Genomic DNA, 17,328 nt, shown 5'->3' with positions numbered 1-17,328 from the left:
CGATACCGAACCTAACCAATTCTGCGATGCATGACCAATGGAAAAAATGCGAATTTAGATACGGAAACCGTATCGCGCTAAGCGCGTAGCCCGCGCCCCGGCCGAATCCGGCCTTAGAAAGGAAAAGGCAGTGGGCACGGATACCCACTGCCCCTTCATCAAGGCTACATTCAGGCCCAGGTGGACACGTCAGGAATGGCCGCCATAGGGCGGATAGTCAATGTATCCTTCATCCCCTCCTCCATAGAAAGTCGCACGGTCAAACGGGCTGAGCGGCAAGCCGCGCTTGAATCGATCTACCAGATCGGGGTTGGAGATATAGGGGCGACCGAAAGCAGCAAGGTCGACAAGCCCATCATCCAGCATGGCCTGGGCAGTTTCTTGTGTCAGCGATCCCGCGAACATCAATGTGCCCCGGTAGACCTCCCGGAACTCGCGAACAAATTCACGGTTCATGAGGTTTCCGCAGAGTGAATCCTGATCACTCAAATGCACATAAGCCAGGTCTCGCGAACTCAATGCTGCCGCCGCCGCCAGCCACGTTTCACGCTCATCCGCAAACGCTGGCATGGCTGACAAACGCCCGAAAGGCGCCACCCGCAGACCCACTCGGTGACTGCCAATCGCTGCTGAAATCATATCTACCGTTTCCAACAAGAAACGCAACCTGTTCTCAATGCTGCCGCCGTACGCGTCAGTGCGCGTATTCAATCCGCCATTGATGAATTGCTCAAAGATATAGCCGTTGGCGCCGTGAATCTCGACACCATCAAACCCTGCAAGGATTGCATTTTCAGCTGCCTTGACGAAGTCTTGCGACACCCTGGCTACCTCAGCGGCAGGCAACGCCCGCGGGCGCGTTACCTGAACCTGACCCGGCTCACCATCGGCGGTATAGCCGTAGCACGTAGTGTTTTCGGCCAAGGTATCGACTGACGAAACTGGAGCGTTGCCATTGGGCTGCAAGGACGTATGAGAGATACGACCAACGTGCCAGAGCTGAATAAAAATCTTACCGCCCGCTTCGTGAACCTGGTCGGTAACTCGCCTCCAGCCAGCGACCTGTTCTGGAGAGAAAATGCCAGGCGTGAAGAGATAGCCTTGACCCTCCTGGGTTATCTGCGCCCCTTCTGTGATGAGCAAACCTGCACCGGCGCGTTGGCGATAATACGCCGCGGTGCTGGCATTGGGCACAGTGTCCTTGGCTCTTGACCTGGTCATTGGCGCCATTACGACGCGCGAGGTTAATTGAGTGCCCGATAGATCGTAGGGAGTCAACAACGTCATTTTTTGCCTCTGCGAATGCATGCCACGATAGGGTTCGTCTTACCAAGACTCTTTTTTGAAAGGGGCTTCAACCCAGCCCTTTGCCCAAGGGGATGACTGCTCGATGGTTCCGGTCATGGATTGGAACAACCACTCCCCATTTACTTTCACTAAATGGTCGGTGTAGTTTCCAGCGAGCAGAAATGCTTCGCCTTTGGCGTCCGCAACGTCAGTGCGCATTGTCAACAAGCAGACGAGATTGAAGTGTGCAACCGCACGATCGCCCTGATCACTGATTTCAATGCGCGGCGCAAATATGTCGTGCTGGCTCCACAAAATGCCTTTGCTCAAATTTTTACAGTGTTCTCGGATTGCACCTTGACCGCGTACATCCCCCCCCACACCTTTGATGATCCATTCTCCGTCTTCCGAGAACAAGGCGGCAATGCTATCAGGGTCATAACCATTATCTAAATGAAAGGCGTATCGGTATTTAAGTTCTTTGATTTTTTCCCGATCCTCCAGTTGCTCAAGACGCTGTTCGATGGAGCGAGGCTGTGACGACATAGGTGGCTTTTCCTTGTTGTTATTAGCAATCCAGCAATGTGCATCGGTGAATAATGCAGTCGGCCCTTGGCATGACCAAACTGCCGCACACACTTACAACGTAGCGATCGCAGCGATGTTTGACTAATAGAGTTTTTTGCTTTATTGATACAAAAACCGAATCACAAAATAAAATAGCCAAATGCCATGAATCCTTCCCTTGCCAGCCCCAGCGCCAAAACTTATAGCCTTTTCAAGCGGTTAAAGTACCGACACCTTTTCATGTTGGCGACTTTGGGCAACTGCCAGAATCTGCATCGGGCCGCCGAGACACTCAACATGTCCCAGCCCACCCTTACCCGGATGCTTCAGGAAGTAGAAGATGCTTTTGGGTGCGCACTGTTCGAACGCCAACCTCGAGGCGTCGTGCCCACCCCGGTGGGCGAAGAACTCTTGAAATTCGCCCATTCAGCGCTCAATAGCCTTGATCGCTGCGTAGAAGACCTGACGGCCAGAGCGGAGGGCGGCTACGGCCATCTAGCCGTAGGTGTCGTCATGGGTAGTGCACTCGATCGGGTGGTCTCGACGATCGCGACCATGAAAAGCGCCTCACCTCATCTGGGAATCCGGATGATGAGTGACACCAGCGACGTGCTGATAGAGATGCTGGAGCAGGAGCGGCTGGATGTGGCGATTGCACGCCTAGGCACCCCAGGCGATAGGTCCAGATTTGAATTTGAACCCCTCGGTAACGATCGTCTGGTCATGGCTGTACGAAGTGGACACCCACTGGCAACGCACGCCCCTGCGAAGATGGAGGACATCATTCAAAAATGGACGTGGCTCCTTCAACCAGCGGCGAGCCCAGGGCGAAAAGCCGTGGAGCGCTGGTGGGCGGACAGGGATCTGTTACCTCCCTCCAAAACGATCGAGTGCTCATCCATTTGGGCGATGCTGCAGCTCGTGCAATTGACGGATGCGGTCATGGTGTTAAGCGAAGCAGTGATCAATGATCACGTCCGTACAGGGCTGATCACTGTCCTCACCGGGTACGTTATCGAAGGTTTACCGCCCTATGGAATCATTTTACGCAAGGGCATGGGAAGGAGCCGAGAGCTTCAGAACTTCTTGAGCCATCTGCAACAATCTGCACCTGTTGAAGGCTAATGATCCTGCAAGCATCAGGGGCCCTGCACGAACTGCACTTGGCCCCTGGGCAACCCAGCCAGAAGCTACAGGCTAGAAACTCGCTCTGACCATGAGGCCCAGCAAGAACGCGTTATCGACCTCATCCACTGCGCCAGGGTGAACGATGTACTGCACGTTGGGACGCACGGACAACCAGTCCGTGATCTTCACGCCGTAGTAGATCTCGCTACTGTATTCGTCCGTCTGGACGGGGGTAAAACGCGGGTCATCGTAGCGGGTGACCTGATTGTAGATGTTTACATGGCGCTGGTGTGCCGTCACATTCGAGGCAACGCTCAACCCCCCGATCGCGACTCCGATCGAGTCGTCGGGACGAGAGACAAACGGGCCATTGATGATAAGACCGATGTTGTAATGCCTGGCGACGAATCCAGTATCGCGATCATTCCAGAACCCTTCCGAAAAGACCTCGATCTTGCGGTGCTGATCTCCGCCAACATGGCCCACCGTCTGGCGCGCGACATACCACCAACCTTTGCGCCCCCGATGCGACTGGTAGCGAGTGTCGGGCTCGAACGCATGCTCATGGCCATCCGCGTTGTAGCGCAGGTCATCGGCGTCAGTGGTGTTATAGAAAGCGCCAAGCCTGAACTCCGCGGGCTGGCCAAACAACGCGCGTTTAGGCGTCCAAATGACCTCAGCGGGTATGAGAGCACCTTCCGCGCCACGGGTACTCACTTTGAAGGCATTGTCATTTTCTAAAAGGGTCGGGTTCTGCTCGAAGACTCCAGCCTGGACAGCGACATCATCAAGAAACTGATATTTGACTGCGGTCGCCCACTGACCGATCGGGAAGTTATACCAGTCATCCCCATGCCAGTTCCCGCCTGAATTACCGCAAAAAATCAGGTTTTGAAAATCGCAATCAAACTGACCGAATTCCTCTGGCCCGAATCGACCCATTCTGAAATACGAGTTAGGTTTTCCCAAGCGGGTTTCGAGGTAGAGCTGAGACAGCCGCGTAACACTACCGCGCCCATACACGTTCTGCGTCTGGGTCAATGAACCTGATCGCGGGTCAGTCAACCGCTCCTTGGCCAACTCCTCGCCATTACGATCAATTAGCGTCATGACAAACTTTGAAGAAGATGCGCCTAGCAGTTTGTCCAAGTCAGCACTGACCGAAAACATGTACTGATCGGCGTAGGCGAGTTTCTTGTCCTTGTCGTAGCCACCGTGCGCATTGTACGCACTGTCACTTCTGTAATTGAGGTCGAAGTCGACACCTTTCTGGTGTAGCTCGTCTCTCAGGCCACCCCAGGTACCCAACATCCATGGCATTGAAGTAGAGGTTGTCTCTGCGATACAGGTTGCAGGCACACTTAAAAACAGGGCAAACGCAGTGCTCGCGCACTTAATCTCAGGCGCAGAAAATCTCATATTTTTTGTTTCCCTTCTTGAATGGTGCCCTCTAGGCACCAATTATTATTTTTGAGTCAGAAGAGCGTTTTGAGCATGCCAAAAAATAGCGACCCCAAACGTGAGGCCGCTGATAGAGAAATCAGAGTTTCCGAATAAGTCCTTCTTGTGCAACAGAGGCAATAAGCCGCCCTTGCTGGTCAAAAATCGAGCCGCGCGAAAGGCCTCGGCCCGCCCCACTCCAAGGGCTGTCATTGACATACAGGAGCCACTCGTCCACGACGCAATCGCCGTGGAACCAAATCGAATGATCCAGACTGGCAACCCGCATGTCTCGCTGCATATCGGAAACGCCATGCGGAAGCAAAGACGTAATCAGCAGGGCCGTATCACTGGCATAAGCCAGCAAGCTTCGATGAACGTCAGTATCGCGAGTGGTGAGCTGCGCAAACCTGAACCAGAAACTCTTTTGCGGCGCACGAGCCTTGGGAGCGCTAGGGTCAATAGGATCGACCGGTCGGATCTCCAGCGCATTGGCGGCTTCGTGGCGACGTTTGATCTCTTCGATCAAATCAGCATCCCCGGCCAGGAGTTCCAGCTCCGTCGGCAAGGCAGACGGAACGGCGACCTCAGGCGCGCAGTGCTGGTGGTGAAATCCCTCTTCAACACGATGAAATGAACCATCTCCAACGAAAATGACTTTCGAATCCTGCCAGGCTGTGAGCCGCCTGCGGCTGAAGCTTCGACCGTCCTGAACGGTCTCAACCTCATACATCACGGGCGCGTCCGCGCGCCCTGGACGTACGAAGTACCCGTGCAGGGAATGCAGTTTTTTATCTGCCAGCACCGTACGCGTCATCGCCATCGCTGCCTGGCCTAATACCTGTCCACCAAAAAGCTGAGGCAATCTCAGGTCCTGGCTCTCACCTTTGAATACATTGGCCTCCACCTCCTCCAAAGCGAAGATGGCGGCTAACTTTTCTGCCGGTGTACTCATCTAGACTCGCCTCCCTGGCGCGCGCATGGACAGGCAAAAGGTGGGAGGCGACCTGCCCACCCTCACCCCATGCAGCGCCCGTTATGTCCAGTGCTTCACCGCCCCTTGTAAGCGGGCTCGCGTTTTTCGGTGAACGCTGCAATACCTTCCTTGAAGTCTTCGCTCAGAAGGATTCGACGGAAAGCCGTGCGCTCCAATTCCAACGCAGCGTCAAGACCGCAGTCAGCGCCGCGTCGAATCACTTGCAACGACGCCCGCACAGCCAGAGGGCCATTTTTGGTGATGCTGTGAGCAATTTCCAAAGCACGCGGCAGCAGGTTATCCGAGGTAGTGAGCTCACTCACCAATCCTTCTGCGAGCGCTCGCTCGGCGCCAATAGGCTCGCCGGTCAGCACCATTTGAGTCGCCAGGGCGCTGGAGACCACTCGGGACAATCGAGTGACGCCACCGGCACCGGCAATGACACCCCACCGCGGCTCCGGAAGCGCGAACTTGGCATAATCAACAGCAATGCGCAGGTCGCAGGCCAACGCGATTTCAAGCCCTCCGGCATAGGCAAGACCGTTAATGGCGGCAATGATCGGTTTGGTCGTCGGCGAACCGCGGTTGATACCGCAGAAGTCACCATCGTCGAGCTCCTTGACCGCCCTCTCGCGCAGATAGGGCAAGAAGGTACCGATGTCGGCACCTGAACAGAAAGCCTTGGTGCCGGCCCCCGTCAATACCACAACCTGGATCTCGTCATCGATATTGATCCGCGACCAGATTTCCTGGAAGGCCAGATGCGTGTTCAGGTCAATGGCGTTCATGGCCTGAGGACGATTGATCGTCACCAGGGCGACACGACCTTGTTTTTCGAAGTCGATAGCCATGATTATCCTCAGCCCTGCGGCTCAAAACGTTGACGGAGTTCGCGCTTGAGAATCTTGCCGTTGTGGTTGAACGGCATATCCGCGTAGGTGATGAATTCGACACGCTTCGGCAGCTGGTAACTAGCCAGGTGCTCCCGGGCATGCGCGACGAGCAGCTCAGGATCACCGACCACCCCATCGTGCAGCACGATGATCGCGGTAACCTCTTCACCCCAGCGCTCGTTGTTCAGACCGATCACTGCAACTTCGCGAACGTGATCATGTTTTGCCAGCACGGCCTCGACTTCCTGGGAATAGACATTCAGCCCGCCGGTTTTGATCATGTCCTTCAGACGGTCGTAGAAGTACACAAAACCGTTGGCATCCATGTGCGCAAGGTCGCCAGTGTGCAGCCAACCATCCTGGTCAATCGCATCAGCCGTCGCATCGGGGCGGTTGTGGTAGCCCAACATGATGGTAGGACCCCGCAGGACGATCTCGCCAATCTCGCCTGGAGGTGCAATGTTGCCCTTGTCGTCAACGATAGCCACCTCGATGTTCTGGAAGGCCCGACCAATCGATCCACGAGCGCGGTCGTAATCCTCCTCCTTGAGCACCGTCGCAATAGGGCCAGCTTCAGTGAGGCCATACTGGTAGTAAATCTTCACGCCAGGGATGCATGCTTTCATGGCGCTGCGGTCGTTTGCGGTAAGAATGCCACTGCCTACGTACCACCGGGTCATGGAACTCACATCCAGCTCCTTGGCGAGCGGGTGCAAGACGAACTCTCGTGCCAGCGAGGGCGGCATGAAGGTGTTGGTAACGCGCTCTTTATTGATGACGCACAGCACCTCTTCAGTGGCATATTTCTCAAGCAGCGTAGCGGTAGCCCCGAGGTACAAGTGGGGGAGCAACCAGCAATTGAGCGCTGCAGAATGGTGCAACGGCGTAGCGATCAACGTGTTATCGCCCTCCACCATGTCTGTGTCGATGATTTCGTTGAGCGAGTTCCAGAAGAGATTGGAATGGCTCAGCAGCACGCCTTTGGATCGCCCGGTCGTGCCACCGGTGTAGAGAATCACGGCAGGATCATGTTCGCTCAGGCGGTCTGTCGGGTGGGGAGCGTCTGCATAACCTGCTTTGAACGCATCCAGCGACTCCAGATTCACCACGGGAAATCGCAGCGTTTCCAGCAATCCCCCAAAGGCTTCAACATGTTGCTCGGATACGAACAGCACCTTTGAGCCACTGTCCTCAAGCATCATGGAAATCTGCTCAGGCGTTTCCCGATAGTTCAGTGGCACGGCTACGGCACCGATCTTGACGACACCGTAGAACGCCTCGACCCATTGGCGGCTCGAGCTGGCAAGGAAGGCGACCTTGTCTCCATGTGAAACACCCTGCGCCAGGAGCACGTGGCCTACTCGGTTGGCACCGGACTCGAACTCTGCGTAGGTCGTGCGTCCGACCTTATCGATCAGGGCCACTTTGCTCGGGAAACGCTTGGCATTGTGGGTGATGTGACCACCCAGCAGCATACGGCTAGACATGAAAAATCCTCTTGTAATTGTTTTGAGGCTCCTCAGCGCGCAGATGTTCACGCAGCGTCCGAGCCGTCTGGACGCCCAGAATAACTAACCTACGTTAGTTTGCAATAGGGGAAACGCTGGATCTTTAGAACAAAAATGCCTACAGGAACGGGGGGCAGGCGGAAATAAAGGGCCTCTATAGCCCGAATACCTTGTAATTCAGGCGAAAGGAGATAAAATTAACGGACGTTAGTTTCCTATACCAAAAACAAGATGAGGACTCACCATGCTAGACCTTTCACTACGCCTCGATGATGCAATCGTGCTGATCACGGGAGGCGGCCGAGGGAATGGCGCTTCCCTCGCCCATGGTTTTGCCATCGCCGGCGCGACCGTCATCGTGACCGACATTGACATGAACACCGCATCAGGGACAGCCAAAGCCATATGCGACGAAGGTGGTAAGGCTCATGCCTTTGCCCTCGATATCTGTGACGAGGCCGCTTGCAACAATCTCGCAGATCTCATAAGGCGTGAAATCGGCAGTATCACGGCGCTGATCAACAATGCGGGCCTGCTCTTCCGTGCCCCATTCGCCAGCGAAAAGAGCCCGGAGCAGTGGCGTCGAACCCTGGCAGTGAATGTAACTGGCATGTTCAATGTCACCCATGCCTTCCTTGCGCACTTGAAAGAAACGAAAGGCTCGGTTCTCAACATAGGCTCCATCCACAGCTACACATCCGGCTTGGCCTCACTGTCCAGCTACGTGACGTCCAAAGGGGCGGTCTTGCAATTTACCAAGGCACTGGCATCCGAACTGGCCGCTGACGGTATCCGTGTAAATGGACTCGCGCCAGGCTCGTTCCCGACGGCTATGTCGCAAGAAACACGGCAAGATCCTGGCAAGCTTGAGGCATTTCTCAGTCACGTGCCCATGGGGCGTACGGGGGAACCGCACGAGCTGGTGGGGCCGGCCGTGTTCTTGACCTCGCACCTGGCAAGCTATATTACTGGCGCGATGGTTCCTGTGGATGGTGGCTATCTGACCCGCTGAGCCGCCCTCCCATTCTTAAAGAGACATTTACCTGATGCGACCTGTAGGCGCGAAACGAGAAGTCACCGAATTGGCCATTCACACCGCTGGCGTGGACTTGATTGCCAAGTACGGCTACGAGGCGATGACCCTGAGAACCCTTGCGGAGCAGGTCGGCATCAAAGCTGCCTCCCTCTACAACTACTTCAGCAACAAGCAAGAGTTCCTAGCCACAGTCCTCAAGGCCGTGATGCGCGATCTGCTGATGGAATTCACCGAAAAGGTGGACCTTCAGCCATCCACATATCAGCGTTTTGAGGCCATGGTAGGCGTGCATCTGCATTTCCATACTGAGCGCCGCAAGGAGGTCTTCATCGGCAATATGGAGCTTCGCAGCCTGGATGAGGACAATTACCGCATGGTGACCCGCTTGCGCTCAGAGTACGAGCGTCGGGTTCGTCAAATCATCGAGGATGGCGTGCAGGAAGGAATCTTCAATGTCTCTGACTGCAACCTCACAACCAAAGCACTGATCTCCATGCTGACCGGTATCTGCACCTGGTATCAGCCGGGGGGGAAGCTCGGGCTGGAGGAGCTGGAGCGGCAACACATCGAACTGTCGCTCAGAATGGTAGGATTTAAATCCAGCTGAACCAAAAACCCCACCTCGAAGGTGGGGTTTTTTACATCCTGCTTACGTTACGCCTTTTTGTAGCGCCCCAAGCTTCCACCGTGCATGACCTTGCCCGGCAGCTGACGGCCGAAGATATCCTCTGCAAGATTTGCGACTTCGATCAAGGCGTCAAGATTGACGCCAGTTTCAATCCCCATCTCCTCACACATGAATACGAGGTCTTCGGTGCAGATGTTCCCTGCAGCACCGCGATGGCCTGCGAATGGGCAGCCACCCAGCCCCGCACAGGAACTGTCGTATTTCGCAACGCCCAGCTTGAGCGCGGCGTACACATTCGCCAAACCTGTCCCCCGAGTGTCGTGAAGGTGGAGACCTAACGCCAGGTCGGGCCACTTCTCGCGAATGGCGCCAATCGTCCGTTCCATCATCAATGGATTTGCCCAGCCAACGGTGTCAGCAAGGTACACACCCTTGAGCTGTACATCGGCTTCGGTCGCCAGATCCAGCACCTCTCCCACCATTCGGACAACCTGGGGGATGGGCATATAGCCTTCATAGTTGCACCCGAAAGCAGTCATGACGTAGCCCCACTCAACCGGAACATCATGCTCTGCGTACGACTTCAGCCAAGCGCGCTGCTCATCGAGCGTCTGCTCGATGTTCTTGTTGGTGTTGTTGACTGAAAACGCTTCGGACGCAGTTACCCGGATCGCTCCGATGATATCAAGCTGAGATTTGTAAGCACGCTCTAGCCCTTGCTGGTTCAGCCAAAGACCGGTGTAGCGCACGCCAGGCTTCTTGTTGATGGCAGCCGCTAGCTCATCAGCGTCCGCCATCCCTGGAACGCGCTTCGGATTGACGAAAGAAACGCAGTCAATCTGCTTCAGGCCCGTCTCAGCGAGCGCTTCAATCAGCTCAGTCTTCCGATGCAGCGGGATAGGATTGGCTTCGATCTGGAACCCTTCACGGGGCCCCTCTTCGTTGATCAAGATTTTCTTTGGCAGGTCGCTCATTTGTTTACTCCAGATTCTGACCGGCGTGTACGCCTTCCAGGAACTTGTTCGGGCGAAGGAAGAAGGAAAGCACCAGCGCCCCATTGGGCGATCGGGCCAGATGCTGATTACCGCGAGGACGCCAAACGAAGTCGCCTGCGACCACCTCACCCTCGTCATCTACGATGCTGCCTTCCAGCACGTAGGTCTGCTCCACCTCGACATGCTCATGCAAAGGAAGCTTGGTGCCAGGCGCCCAACGGAATAATGCAGTGAGCAGGCCGCTTTCCTTATCCTGCAATAGAATTTTCATGTCGATGCCAGGTGTTGGCGTAGGCTTCCAAGGGAGTGATTCAACGTTGATATAGCGCGACGCCAGTTCAGAAAGACCTTCAATGCCCGGCACGTTGGGTGTGGTAACAGCCATGACGATCTCCTCTTAAGCTTGTTGTTCTGCGGCGACAGCGAACAGGCTTTCGCTGTGCTCATCAATGAAGCGAGTGTGAACCTTTGCTTCGAGATACGCAGGTTCAGCCAACACGCGGAGCAGGAACTGACGATTGGTTTTCAGGCCGGAAATCTTGAGCTCGGAAAGTGCTTTTTTGAGGCGAGAAACTGCCTCTGCACGGTCTTTCCCATGCGCGATGATTTTCATGATCATCGGGTCGTAGAAAGGCGTGATTCGATCACCGGCAACGAACCCGCCATCAATCCGAACGCCCTCGACCTGAGGCATCTCGAGCGCTTCGATCAGGCCTGGAGCAGGCATGAATTTCTTCTCAGGAGACTCCGCGTAGAGACGGGCCTCAATGGCGTGCCCATTGCGCTTGATCGATTGCTGCTTCAGCTCAGCCTCCACGCCCTCCCCCAGCGCATGACGAATTTGAGCCTCAACCAGGTCTACCCCAGTCACAGCCTCCGTGACAGGGTGCTCTACTTGAATACGCGTATTCATCTCAAGGAAGAAATACGATTTCGATTTGTCGTCGTAGAGAAACTCTACGGTACCGGCACCATCGTATCGGCAGAGTTTGGCGAGGTTTACGGCAGCTTCCGCCATGTGCGCCAGGACATCCGACGGCACGTTCGGCGCGGGAGACTCTTCAAGCACCTTTTGGTAGCGGCGCTGGATCGAACAATCGCGCTCAAAGAGGTGCACAGCCTCACCGTTGCCAAAGCCAAATACCTGCACTTCGATGTGGCGAGCACTTTCAATCAGCTTCTCCAGGAAGACGGTACCGTCGCCGAAAGCACGCTCAGCCATACGCTGTGTTGCAGCGACCGCCTCAACCAGGTCAGCAGGTGAGTGAACAGGTTTCAGCCCGATACCGCCACCTCCAGCTGACGCTTTAACCAGGAGCGGGTAACCCACCACTCGGGCGGCGTTGATCAGCGTTTCTGGATCTTCGGCAGTAACGTTCTCTGCCGCGGGTTGCACAGGTACGCCCGCCTTGATGGCCAAGTGACGGGAGCGCTGCTTGTCCCCCATTGCCTTGATCACTTCTGCGGTTGGGCCAATGAAGGTAATACCGGCAGCAGCGCAAGCGTCGGAGAAATCGGTGTTTTCAGACAGGAAGCCATAGCCGGGGTGTACCAGCGTTACACTGTTCTCTTTGGCAACTCGTAACACCTTCTCCGCATCTAGATAGCTTTCCGCCGCTTTGGACGGGCCAATGAGAAACGCCTCATCTGCAGCCTTCACGTGCTGAGATTCGGCATCTGCTTCGGAATACACCGCAATGGTAGGAATTCCGAGAGCTTTGGCGGAGCGAATCACCCGGCATGCGATCTCGCCGCGATTCGCGATCAGTAGTTTTTGTTCTGTCACGATCATCTCCTAAAACTAACAGTTGTAAGTCACTAGCATCGATACGTCCGTCTCTGCTTGCGCGCCGCTATCTATGGGCATCGCGACGGAAAGCTGAAAAACGACGACCAGGCTTGTGCTGGAAACAAAGCCTAGCTATATTCTCGAAAACTAACAACGGTTAGTAAAACAAAAAGGAGAATCCCTTGAGCACAACGCAGCTCCTGGTCGAGCGCCAAGGCCCACGCGCCACCATCATCCTGAGCAATCCTGCCAAGCGAAATGCGATTGCCACCGCGACTGCCAGCAATCTGGTCGATACGTTGATACAGCTGGATGGTGAGCAGGACATCCGAGTCATCGTCATCACAGGTGAAGGTGATTGCTTCTCCTCCGGCGGTGATCTCGACGAGTTTCTTGCCACTGTTGACGCAGGCGGTACTCAGCTGTGGGAAACAGGTGAACCTTGGCAGCGCCTATTCAGCGTAATTCCGACCCTGAGCAAACCAGTAATTGCCCGCGTCGTCGGCCCCGCAATGGCTGGCGCGTGCGGCCTGGTCGCTGCCTGCGACTTTGCCTATTGCACCGAAGGTGCCAAGTTCGGCTCTCCGGAAGTGAAAATTGGCCTCTTCCCGCTTTTCATTCTTCCAGCGCTTCTAGGGCGTTTGGGAGAGCGCAACGCCCTGGATTTGGCCCTTACCGGTCGCACTATTGATGCTCAGGAGGCCTATCGCATGGGCCTCGTCAATCAGGTTTCCACGGCTGATGAAATCGACGCTCTGGTAGACCAGCTGGTGAAAACCTTCACACATCTGGAGCCTGCCACTGTCCGTCGGGGCAAGCACGCATTCAACAAAATCTCGTCCGTTGGCCTGATTGAAGGCTTGGAGCTGGCCCGCGGCCTGCGCCCTGCGTTCATGTGCTCCGAAGAGCTACGTCGCGGTATCGAGAAATTTTTTGCCAAGAAAGAGGTGAAGGCATGAGCGGCTACGAAAACGTAAAAGAACTGCAACGTCGCGTCGAAATTGCACGCGCCGGCGGTTCAGACAAAGCAAAAGAAAAACACCAGGCTCAAGGTAAGATCCTGGTCCGCGATCGTCTCAACATCCTCTTCGACAACGGTGAATACCTTGAGGACGGTCTGCTGGTTGGCGCATCTCGTGGCATGCCTGGCGACGCGGTGGTAACGGCAATTGGCAAGATCAACGGCCAAGAAGTCGCTGTCATCGCAAACGACATGACAGTCAAAGCGGGCACCTGGGGCTACCACACCTTCCGCAAAATCGTCCGTATGCAAGAAATTGCTGTCGATGCCAAGATGCCAATCATCTACCTGGTGGACAGTGCTGGCGCTCGTATCGACAGCCAGTTCGATTGCTACCTCGGAAGGATCGCATGGGGCAACATTTTCTACACGCAGGTGCAAATCTCGGGTGTAGTGCCCCAGGTCTGCGTCATGTTCGGCCCATCACCTGCCGGATCTGCCTATGTGCCAGCATTGTGCGACCTGGTCATCATGGTCGACAAACAGGCAACTGCTTACCTGGGCTCTCCGCGCCTGGCTGAAGCGGCAATCGGCGAAAAGGTAACCGAAGAGCAAATGGGCGGTGCTCGCATGCACTGCGCCATGAGCGGGCTCGGCGACTACCTGGCTCAAAATGAAGAAGAAGCACTCAAGGCAGCTGCTGACTACCTCCGCTTCTTCCCAAGCCACAACAGCCAGCTTCCTCCTCTGCGCGAACCAAAACAGCCGTCCTCCAAACGCTCGATTACCGAAATCGTTCCTGCAGACCAGAACCGTCCGTTTGAGGTGAGAGAGCTCATTGAATCGCTAGTCGACGAAGGCTCGATCTTTGAGGTGAAGGCACTCTTTGCCAAAGAGATCTACACCGCGTTTGCTTACCTGGGCGGCCGCCCTGTCGGCATTATCGCGAACAACTCGAAGAACAAAGGCGGTGTTCTGTTCAACGACAGCGCAGACAAAGCTACCCGTTTCATCTGGGCGTGCAACGCCTTCAATATTCCACTGCTTTTCCTGCAGGACATCAGTGGCTACATGATCGGTAGCGCCGTAGAAAAAGCGGGGATCATCCGTCACGGCGCCAAGCTGCTGCATGCGGTCTGTGAAGCGAAGGTGCCTCGAATCTCCGTCATGGTTCGCAAAGGTTACGGCGGTGGCTACCTGGGTATGTCGGGTGGTCCGACCATGCCAGACGCACAGCTCGCCTTGCCTGGTGCAATGCCGGCTCTGATGGGCCCAGAGGCTGCCATCAACGCCATCCACTACAACGAGATCCAGGCCCTGGAAGGCGAAGCGCGAGCTGCGTTCATCGATGAGAAGCAGAAGGCCTACGCCAAGGACATCAACGCGTTCGATCCTGCGGATCAATTCTCCTTCGAAGCGGTTATCGATCCGGACGACCTGCGTGACGAGCTGATCAAGCGCTTTGCCTTGTACAGCCGCCGTGAAATTCCTCGCATCGATCGCCGCAACGGCATCTACCCGGTTTAACCCCAGACAATTAGAAAGGATTTAGCTGATGAGCGAAATCAAAGCACCCATGGCCGGCAACATTTGGAAGATCAACGTTCAGGTGGGGCAGGAGATCAACTTCGGCGATGAAGTCATCATCATGGAATCCATGAAGATGGAGATCCCGGTAGAGGCCGATGACTCGGGCGTCGTTAAAGAGATCAAGGTCGTAGAAAACGATACTGTCGACGACGGGCACGTTCTCATTGTCCTGGGTTAGTCCTGAGAGATTTTGTCCATGAAAATTGCATCCTTCCTCTATGACGGGCGCAGTTCGTACGGTGTCGTTGATGGCGACACCGTTTCGGACGCCGGCGCAGTGCTCGGTCAATGTTATTCCGATTTGCGCTCCGTTCTAGAGTCCAGTGACGGTTTAGCTGAACTCGCTGCGCTGCGCGACGCGCCGGTTCTGAGCGTAGAACAGGCTCAATGGCTTCCAGTCATTCCAAATCCCGACAAGGTTCTGTGCGTTGGCCTGAACTACCTCAAGCACATTGTCGAGACTGGCCGCGAAGTACCAAAGCACCCCACCCTGTTCACGCGATTCGCGAGCGCCCAGGTTGGGCACGACCAGCCACTCATCCAGCCCAAGGCATCCACCGCTTTCGACTTTGAGGGTGAGTTGGCGATCGTGATCGGCAAAGCGGGTCGGCACATCTCAAAAGAGAACGCTCTGCAGCATATAGCCGGTTACAGCCTCTTCAACGACGGATCTATTCGTGACTGGCAGCGACACACCCTTCAGTTCACTGCGGGAAAGAATTTTGTCGGGAGCGGTAGCTTTGGCCCTTGGCTCGTCACCAAGGAGGAAATCACCGATATCAACAGCCTCGTCCTGGAAACGCGATTGAACGGCGAGGTAGTACAGCGTGAAGGTCTTGACGATCTGCTGTTCAAAATTCCTGAGTTGATCGAGTACATCTCAACGTTCACCGAGCTTTTGCCGGGGGATGTGATCGCGACTGGAACCCCCGGTGGTGTGGGTGCATTCCGTACCCCGCCACTCTGGATGAAACCTGGTGATGTTGTTGAAGTTGAAGTGGAGGGAATCGGGACACTCAAAAATACCGTCAATGCTGAGTAAGACCTAAATGGTGAAAGGCGTCCACGCGCGCCTTTCATTCGAAGTCCGCACAATAACAACACTGGACTCACCATGAAATCGACGATCGACGCCTCCAGCTGGAGCCTTGCTGAAGCAACCGCAATCAATCGTGTGCTTTTTCGAAAAATAGCACTGCGCGTCATCCCTCTGATCTTTGTCGCCTACATCTTCGCCTTCCTTGATCGGGTGAATATCGGCTATGCGAAGCTTCAGATGCTCCCCGACCTAAGCTTGACGGAAAGCCAATACGGCTTTGCGGCCGGCATCTTTTTTATCGGCTATGCCCTATTTGAGATCCCAAGCAATCTGCTGTTAGACAAGATAGGCGCCCGAAAAACCATGACGAGAATCATGGTGCTCTGGGGGCTTGCATCGGCCGCCACCATGCTTGTCACAACCGCCCAGCAGCTCTACATCTTGCGTTTGCTGCTTGGGATCTTTGAAGCTGGCTTCTTCCCAGGCGTGATTCTCTATCTGAGCTACTGGTTCCCAAGCTATATGCGCGGTCGAGTGACCGGCACCCTTCTGCTTGCCACGCTTGTTGCCCCCATCCTGGGCGGCCCAATTTCAGGCATCATCATGGAGTCAATGAATGGTGTTTCTGGCCTGGCGGGATGGCGGTGGCTCTTCTTGCTGGAAGCTGTACCCATCATCTTCATCGGGATCGCATGCTTCCTTTTGCTTTGCGATAAACCCGAGCAGGCGCACTGGCTCAGCACCGAGGAGAAGGCTTTACATCAAGAGCTCATGGCTCATGACAAGTCAACGCTCGACCCAGAAGCAGTCAACCCACACAGTGGCGAGGCGATATTCAGCGCTCTCACCGACCCGAAAGTGTATGTCCTGGCATTCCTCTATTTCAGCTCTGCTCTCGGCACCTACGCGTTCAATTTCTGGCTGCCGACTACTATCCAAAAGCTCGGCGTTTCCAGCATCACCCATATTTCGCTCTACGCAATGATCCCCTTTACCTGCGCCGCCCTTGGGATGATTTTGATCGGTCGCAGCTCTGACCTGCGACGCGAGCGACGAATGCATTACTGCATCAGCATCTTGTTCGGGGCAGCAATGCTATCCCTCTCTACCCTTTCTACCTCCCTTCCCCTGTCCCTGGCCCTATTGGGTGGAGCAGCGTTCGGGTTCAGTGGGGCAATCATCGTCTGCTGGGCAATTCCAGCGACATACCTCAAAGGCAAAAGCGCGCCGGCTGGGATTGCATTGGTCAGCTCGCTAGGCTCGCTCTGTGGTTTTGCAGCGCCCTCGATCATAGGCCTCGCGCGCGAACTGACGGGTAAGGATCACGCGGGCATGTATGCGATCAGCATGATCATGGTGATCGCAGCGCTCTGCATGCTCACGCTCATGCCTAAGCATGCCCTTGCTGTCGGTAAGCCTGACTGACCGATTTCCACTCCAGCAGCCGGGAAGGCACATAGCCCCGGCTCCTTTGCAACCAATAAGAAGCCC

17 protein-coding genes are annotated in these 17,328 nt (G+C 55.4%); 8 read left to right on the top strand and 9 right to left on the bottom strand.

The features are described from left to right. Positions 1-189: 189 nt before the first annotated feature. Both N5D53_RS00465 and N5D53_RS00460 read right to left on the bottom strand, forming a co-directional pair. A complete protein-coding gene (locus tag N5D53_RS00465) occupies positions 190-1,287 on the bottom strand; it encodes an alkene reductase (protein ID WP_180688106.1) in 1,098 nt (365 codons plus the stop codon). A gap of 39 nt (positions 1,288-1,326) precedes the next feature. Continuing rightward, entirely contained in the window at positions 1,327-1,833 is a 507-nt protein-coding gene (locus N5D53_RS00460; protein WP_279839107.1) for a nuclear transport factor 2 family protein, read from the bottom strand. Positions 1,834-2,019: 186 nt separating this feature from the next. Here N5D53_RS00460 and N5D53_RS00455 point away from each other — a divergent pair, with 186 nt between their 5' ends. Beyond that, positions 2,020-2,979 carry a LysR substrate-binding domain-containing protein gene (locus N5D53_RS00455; protein ID WP_273255278.1) on the top strand — a complete coding sequence of 320 codons (960 nt, stop codon included), beginning with the start codon at positions 2,020-2,022 and terminating at the stop codon, positions 2,977-2,979. A gap of 72 nt (positions 2,980-3,051) precedes the next feature. Here N5D53_RS00455 and N5D53_RS00450 read toward each other — a convergent pair whose 3' ends face one another. The 4 genes from N5D53_RS00450 to N5D53_RS00435 all read right to left on the bottom strand — a co-directional run bounded on the left by N5D53_RS00450 (position 3,052) and on the right by N5D53_RS00435 (position 7,778). Next, positions 3,052-4,302, bottom strand: a complete 1,251-nt coding sequence (locus tag N5D53_RS00450) for a carbohydrate porin (RefSeq protein ID WP_279839105.1) — start codon at positions 4,300-4,302, stop codon at positions 3,052-3,054. Positions 4,303-4,522: 220 nt separating this feature from the next. Continuing rightward, positions 4,523-5,377 carry an acyl-CoA thioesterase II gene (locus N5D53_RS00445; protein WP_279839103.1) on the bottom strand — a complete coding sequence of 285 codons (855 nt, stop codon included), beginning with the start codon at positions 5,375-5,377 and terminating at the stop codon, positions 4,523-4,525. Positions 5,378-5,472: 95 nt separating this feature from the next. Further along, a complete protein-coding gene (locus tag N5D53_RS00440) occupies positions 5,473-6,249 on the bottom strand; it encodes an enoyl-CoA hydratase-related protein (protein ID WP_047602706.1) in 777 nt (258 codons plus the stop codon). An 8-nt stretch (positions 6,250-6,257) separates the two neighbouring features. Next, the gene (locus tag N5D53_RS00435; RefSeq protein WP_279839099.1) at positions 6,258-7,778 is read right to left on the bottom strand and encodes an AMP-binding protein; all 1,521 of its coding nucleotides are present in this window, start codon (positions 7,776-7,778) and stop codon (positions 6,258-6,260) included. A 265-nt stretch (positions 7,779-8,043) separates the two neighbouring features. On the opposite strand from N5D53_RS00435, the gene N5D53_RS00430 reads away from it, so the two are divergent. Together N5D53_RS00430 and N5D53_RS00425 are read left to right on the top strand one after the other, a co-directional pair. Further along, positions 8,044-8,811 carry an SDR family oxidoreductase gene (locus tag N5D53_RS00430; RefSeq protein ID WP_047602704.1) on the top strand — a complete coding sequence of 256 codons (768 nt, stop codon included), beginning with the start codon at positions 8,044-8,046 and terminating at the stop codon, positions 8,809-8,811. Positions 8,812-8,845: 34 nt separating this feature from the next. After that, positions 8,846-9,442 (top strand): TetR/AcrR family transcriptional regulator, encoded by a 597-nt coding sequence (locus N5D53_RS00425; protein ID WP_108078677.1) that lies wholly within the window; start codon positions 8,846-8,848, stop codon positions 9,440-9,442. A 47-nt stretch (positions 9,443-9,489) separates the two neighbouring features. Here N5D53_RS00425 and N5D53_RS00420 read toward each other — a convergent pair whose 3' ends face one another. From N5D53_RS00420 to N5D53_RS00410, 3 genes are read right to left on the bottom strand one after another with little or no spacing between them, the layout of a single operon-like run. Next, positions 9,490-10,437, bottom strand: a complete 948-nt coding sequence (locus tag N5D53_RS00420; protein ID WP_108078676.1) for a hydroxymethylglutaryl-CoA lyase — start codon at positions 10,435-10,437, stop codon at positions 9,490-9,492. 4 nt (positions 10,438-10,441) lie between these two features. Then, positions 10,442-10,843 (bottom strand): cupin domain-containing protein, encoded by a 402-nt coding sequence (locus N5D53_RS00415; protein WP_108078675.1) that lies wholly within the window; start codon positions 10,841-10,843, stop codon positions 10,442-10,444. 12 nt (positions 10,844-10,855) lie between these two features. Continuing rightward, positions 10,856-12,244, bottom strand: a complete 1,389-nt coding sequence (locus N5D53_RS00410; RefSeq protein WP_279839095.1) for a biotin carboxylase N-terminal domain-containing protein — start codon at positions 12,242-12,244, stop codon at positions 10,856-10,858. Positions 12,245-12,429: 185 nt separating this feature from the next. Between N5D53_RS00410 and N5D53_RS00405 the strand changes: the two genes are divergently transcribed. The 5 genes from N5D53_RS00405 to N5D53_RS00385 all read left to right on the top strand — a co-directional run bounded on the left by N5D53_RS00405 (position 12,430) and on the right by N5D53_RS00385 (position 17,262). Continuing rightward, positions 12,430-13,206: an enoyl-CoA hydratase/isomerase family protein gene (locus tag N5D53_RS00405; RefSeq protein ID WP_273255273.1), complete on the top strand. Its 777-nt coding sequence runs from the start codon at positions 12,430-12,432 to the stop codon at positions 13,204-13,206. Further along, positions 13,203-14,735, top strand: coding sequence for an acyl-CoA carboxylase subunit beta (locus N5D53_RS00400; RefSeq protein ID WP_273255272.1), 1,533 nt, complete (start codon positions 13,203-13,205; stop codon positions 14,733-14,735). Before N5D53_RS00405 ends, N5D53_RS00400 begins: the two co-directional genes overlap by 4 nt. A gap of 28 nt (positions 14,736-14,763) precedes the next feature. Next, on the top strand, positions 14,764-14,976 hold the full coding sequence (locus N5D53_RS00395) for a biotin/lipoyl-containing protein (protein WP_047602697.1): 213 nt from the start codon (positions 14,764-14,766) through the stop codon (positions 14,974-14,976). An 18-nt stretch (positions 14,977-14,994) separates the two neighbouring features. After that, entirely contained in the window at positions 14,995-15,840 is an 846-nt protein-coding gene (locus N5D53_RS00390; protein ID WP_279839089.1) for a fumarylacetoacetate hydrolase family protein, read from the top strand. 72 nt (positions 15,841-15,912) lie between these two features. Further along, positions 15,913-17,262, top strand: coding sequence for an MFS transporter (locus tag N5D53_RS00385; protein WP_273255270.1), 1,350 nt, complete (start codon positions 15,913-15,915; stop codon positions 17,260-17,262). Positions 17,263-17,328 lie beyond the last annotated feature (66 nt).

It is taken from the genome of Pseudomonas sp. GD03862 (assembly GCF_029840855.1).
In the GTDB taxonomy this organism is placed as follows: domain Bacteria; phylum Pseudomonadota; class Gammaproteobacteria; order Pseudomonadales; family Pseudomonadaceae; genus Aquipseudomonas; species Aquipseudomonas alloputida.
Note: the sequence above shows the minus strand (reverse complement) of the source record. Positions and strands in the feature narration are given on the sequence as shown.

Coding starts and splice junctions, on each gene's coding strand:
- N5D53_RS00400 (WP_273255272.1), top strand. CDS start 13,203: ATGAGCGGCTACGAAAACGTAAAAGAACTGCAACGTCGCGTCGAAATT.
- N5D53_RS00435 (WP_279839099.1), bottom strand. CDS start 7,778: ATGTCTAGCCGTATGCTGCTGGGTGGTCACATCACCCACAATGCCAAG.
- N5D53_RS00425 (WP_108078677.1), top strand. CDS start 8,846: ATGCGACCTGTAGGCGCGAAACGAGAAGTCACCGAATTGGCCATTCAC.
- N5D53_RS00450 (WP_279839105.1), bottom strand. CDS start 4,302: ATGCCATGGATGTTGGGTACCTGGGGTGGCCTGAGAGACGAGCTACAC.
- N5D53_RS00390 (WP_279839089.1), top strand. CDS start 14,995: ATGAAAATTGCATCCTTCCTCTATGACGGGCGCAGTTCGTACGGTGTC.
- N5D53_RS00445 (WP_279839103.1), bottom strand. CDS start 5,377: ATGAGTACACCGGCAGAAAAGTTAGCCGCCATCTTCGCTTTGGAGGAG.
- N5D53_RS00465 (WP_180688106.1), bottom strand. CDS start 1,287: ATGACGTTGTTGACTCCCTACGATCTATCGGGCACTCAATTAACCTCG.
- N5D53_RS00430 (WP_047602704.1), top strand. CDS start 8,044: ATGCTAGACCTTTCACTACGCCTCGATGATGCAATCGTGCTGATCACG.
- N5D53_RS00395 (WP_047602697.1), top strand. CDS start 14,764: ATGAGCGAAATCAAAGCACCCATGGCCGGCAACATTTGGAAGATCAAC.
- N5D53_RS00415 (WP_108078675.1), bottom strand. CDS start 10,843: ATGGCTGTTACCACACCCAACGTGCCGGGCATTGAAGGTCTTTCTGAA.
- N5D53_RS00420 (WP_108078676.1), bottom strand. CDS start 10,437: ATGAGCGACCTGCCAAAGAAAATCTTGATCAACGAAGAGGGGCCCCGT.
- N5D53_RS00385 (WP_273255270.1), top strand. CDS start 15,913: ATGAAATCGACGATCGACGCCTCCAGCTGGAGCCTTGCTGAAGCAACC.
- N5D53_RS00460 (WP_279839107.1), bottom strand. CDS start 1,833: ATGTCGTCACAGCCTCGCTCCATCGAACAGCGTCTTGAGCAACTGGAG.
- N5D53_RS00455 (WP_273255278.1), top strand. CDS start 2,020: ATGAATCCTTCCCTTGCCAGCCCCAGCGCCAAAACTTATAGCCTTTTC.
- N5D53_RS00440 (WP_047602706.1), bottom strand. CDS start 6,249: ATGGCTATCGACTTCGAAAAACAAGGTCGTGTCGCCCTGGTGACGATC.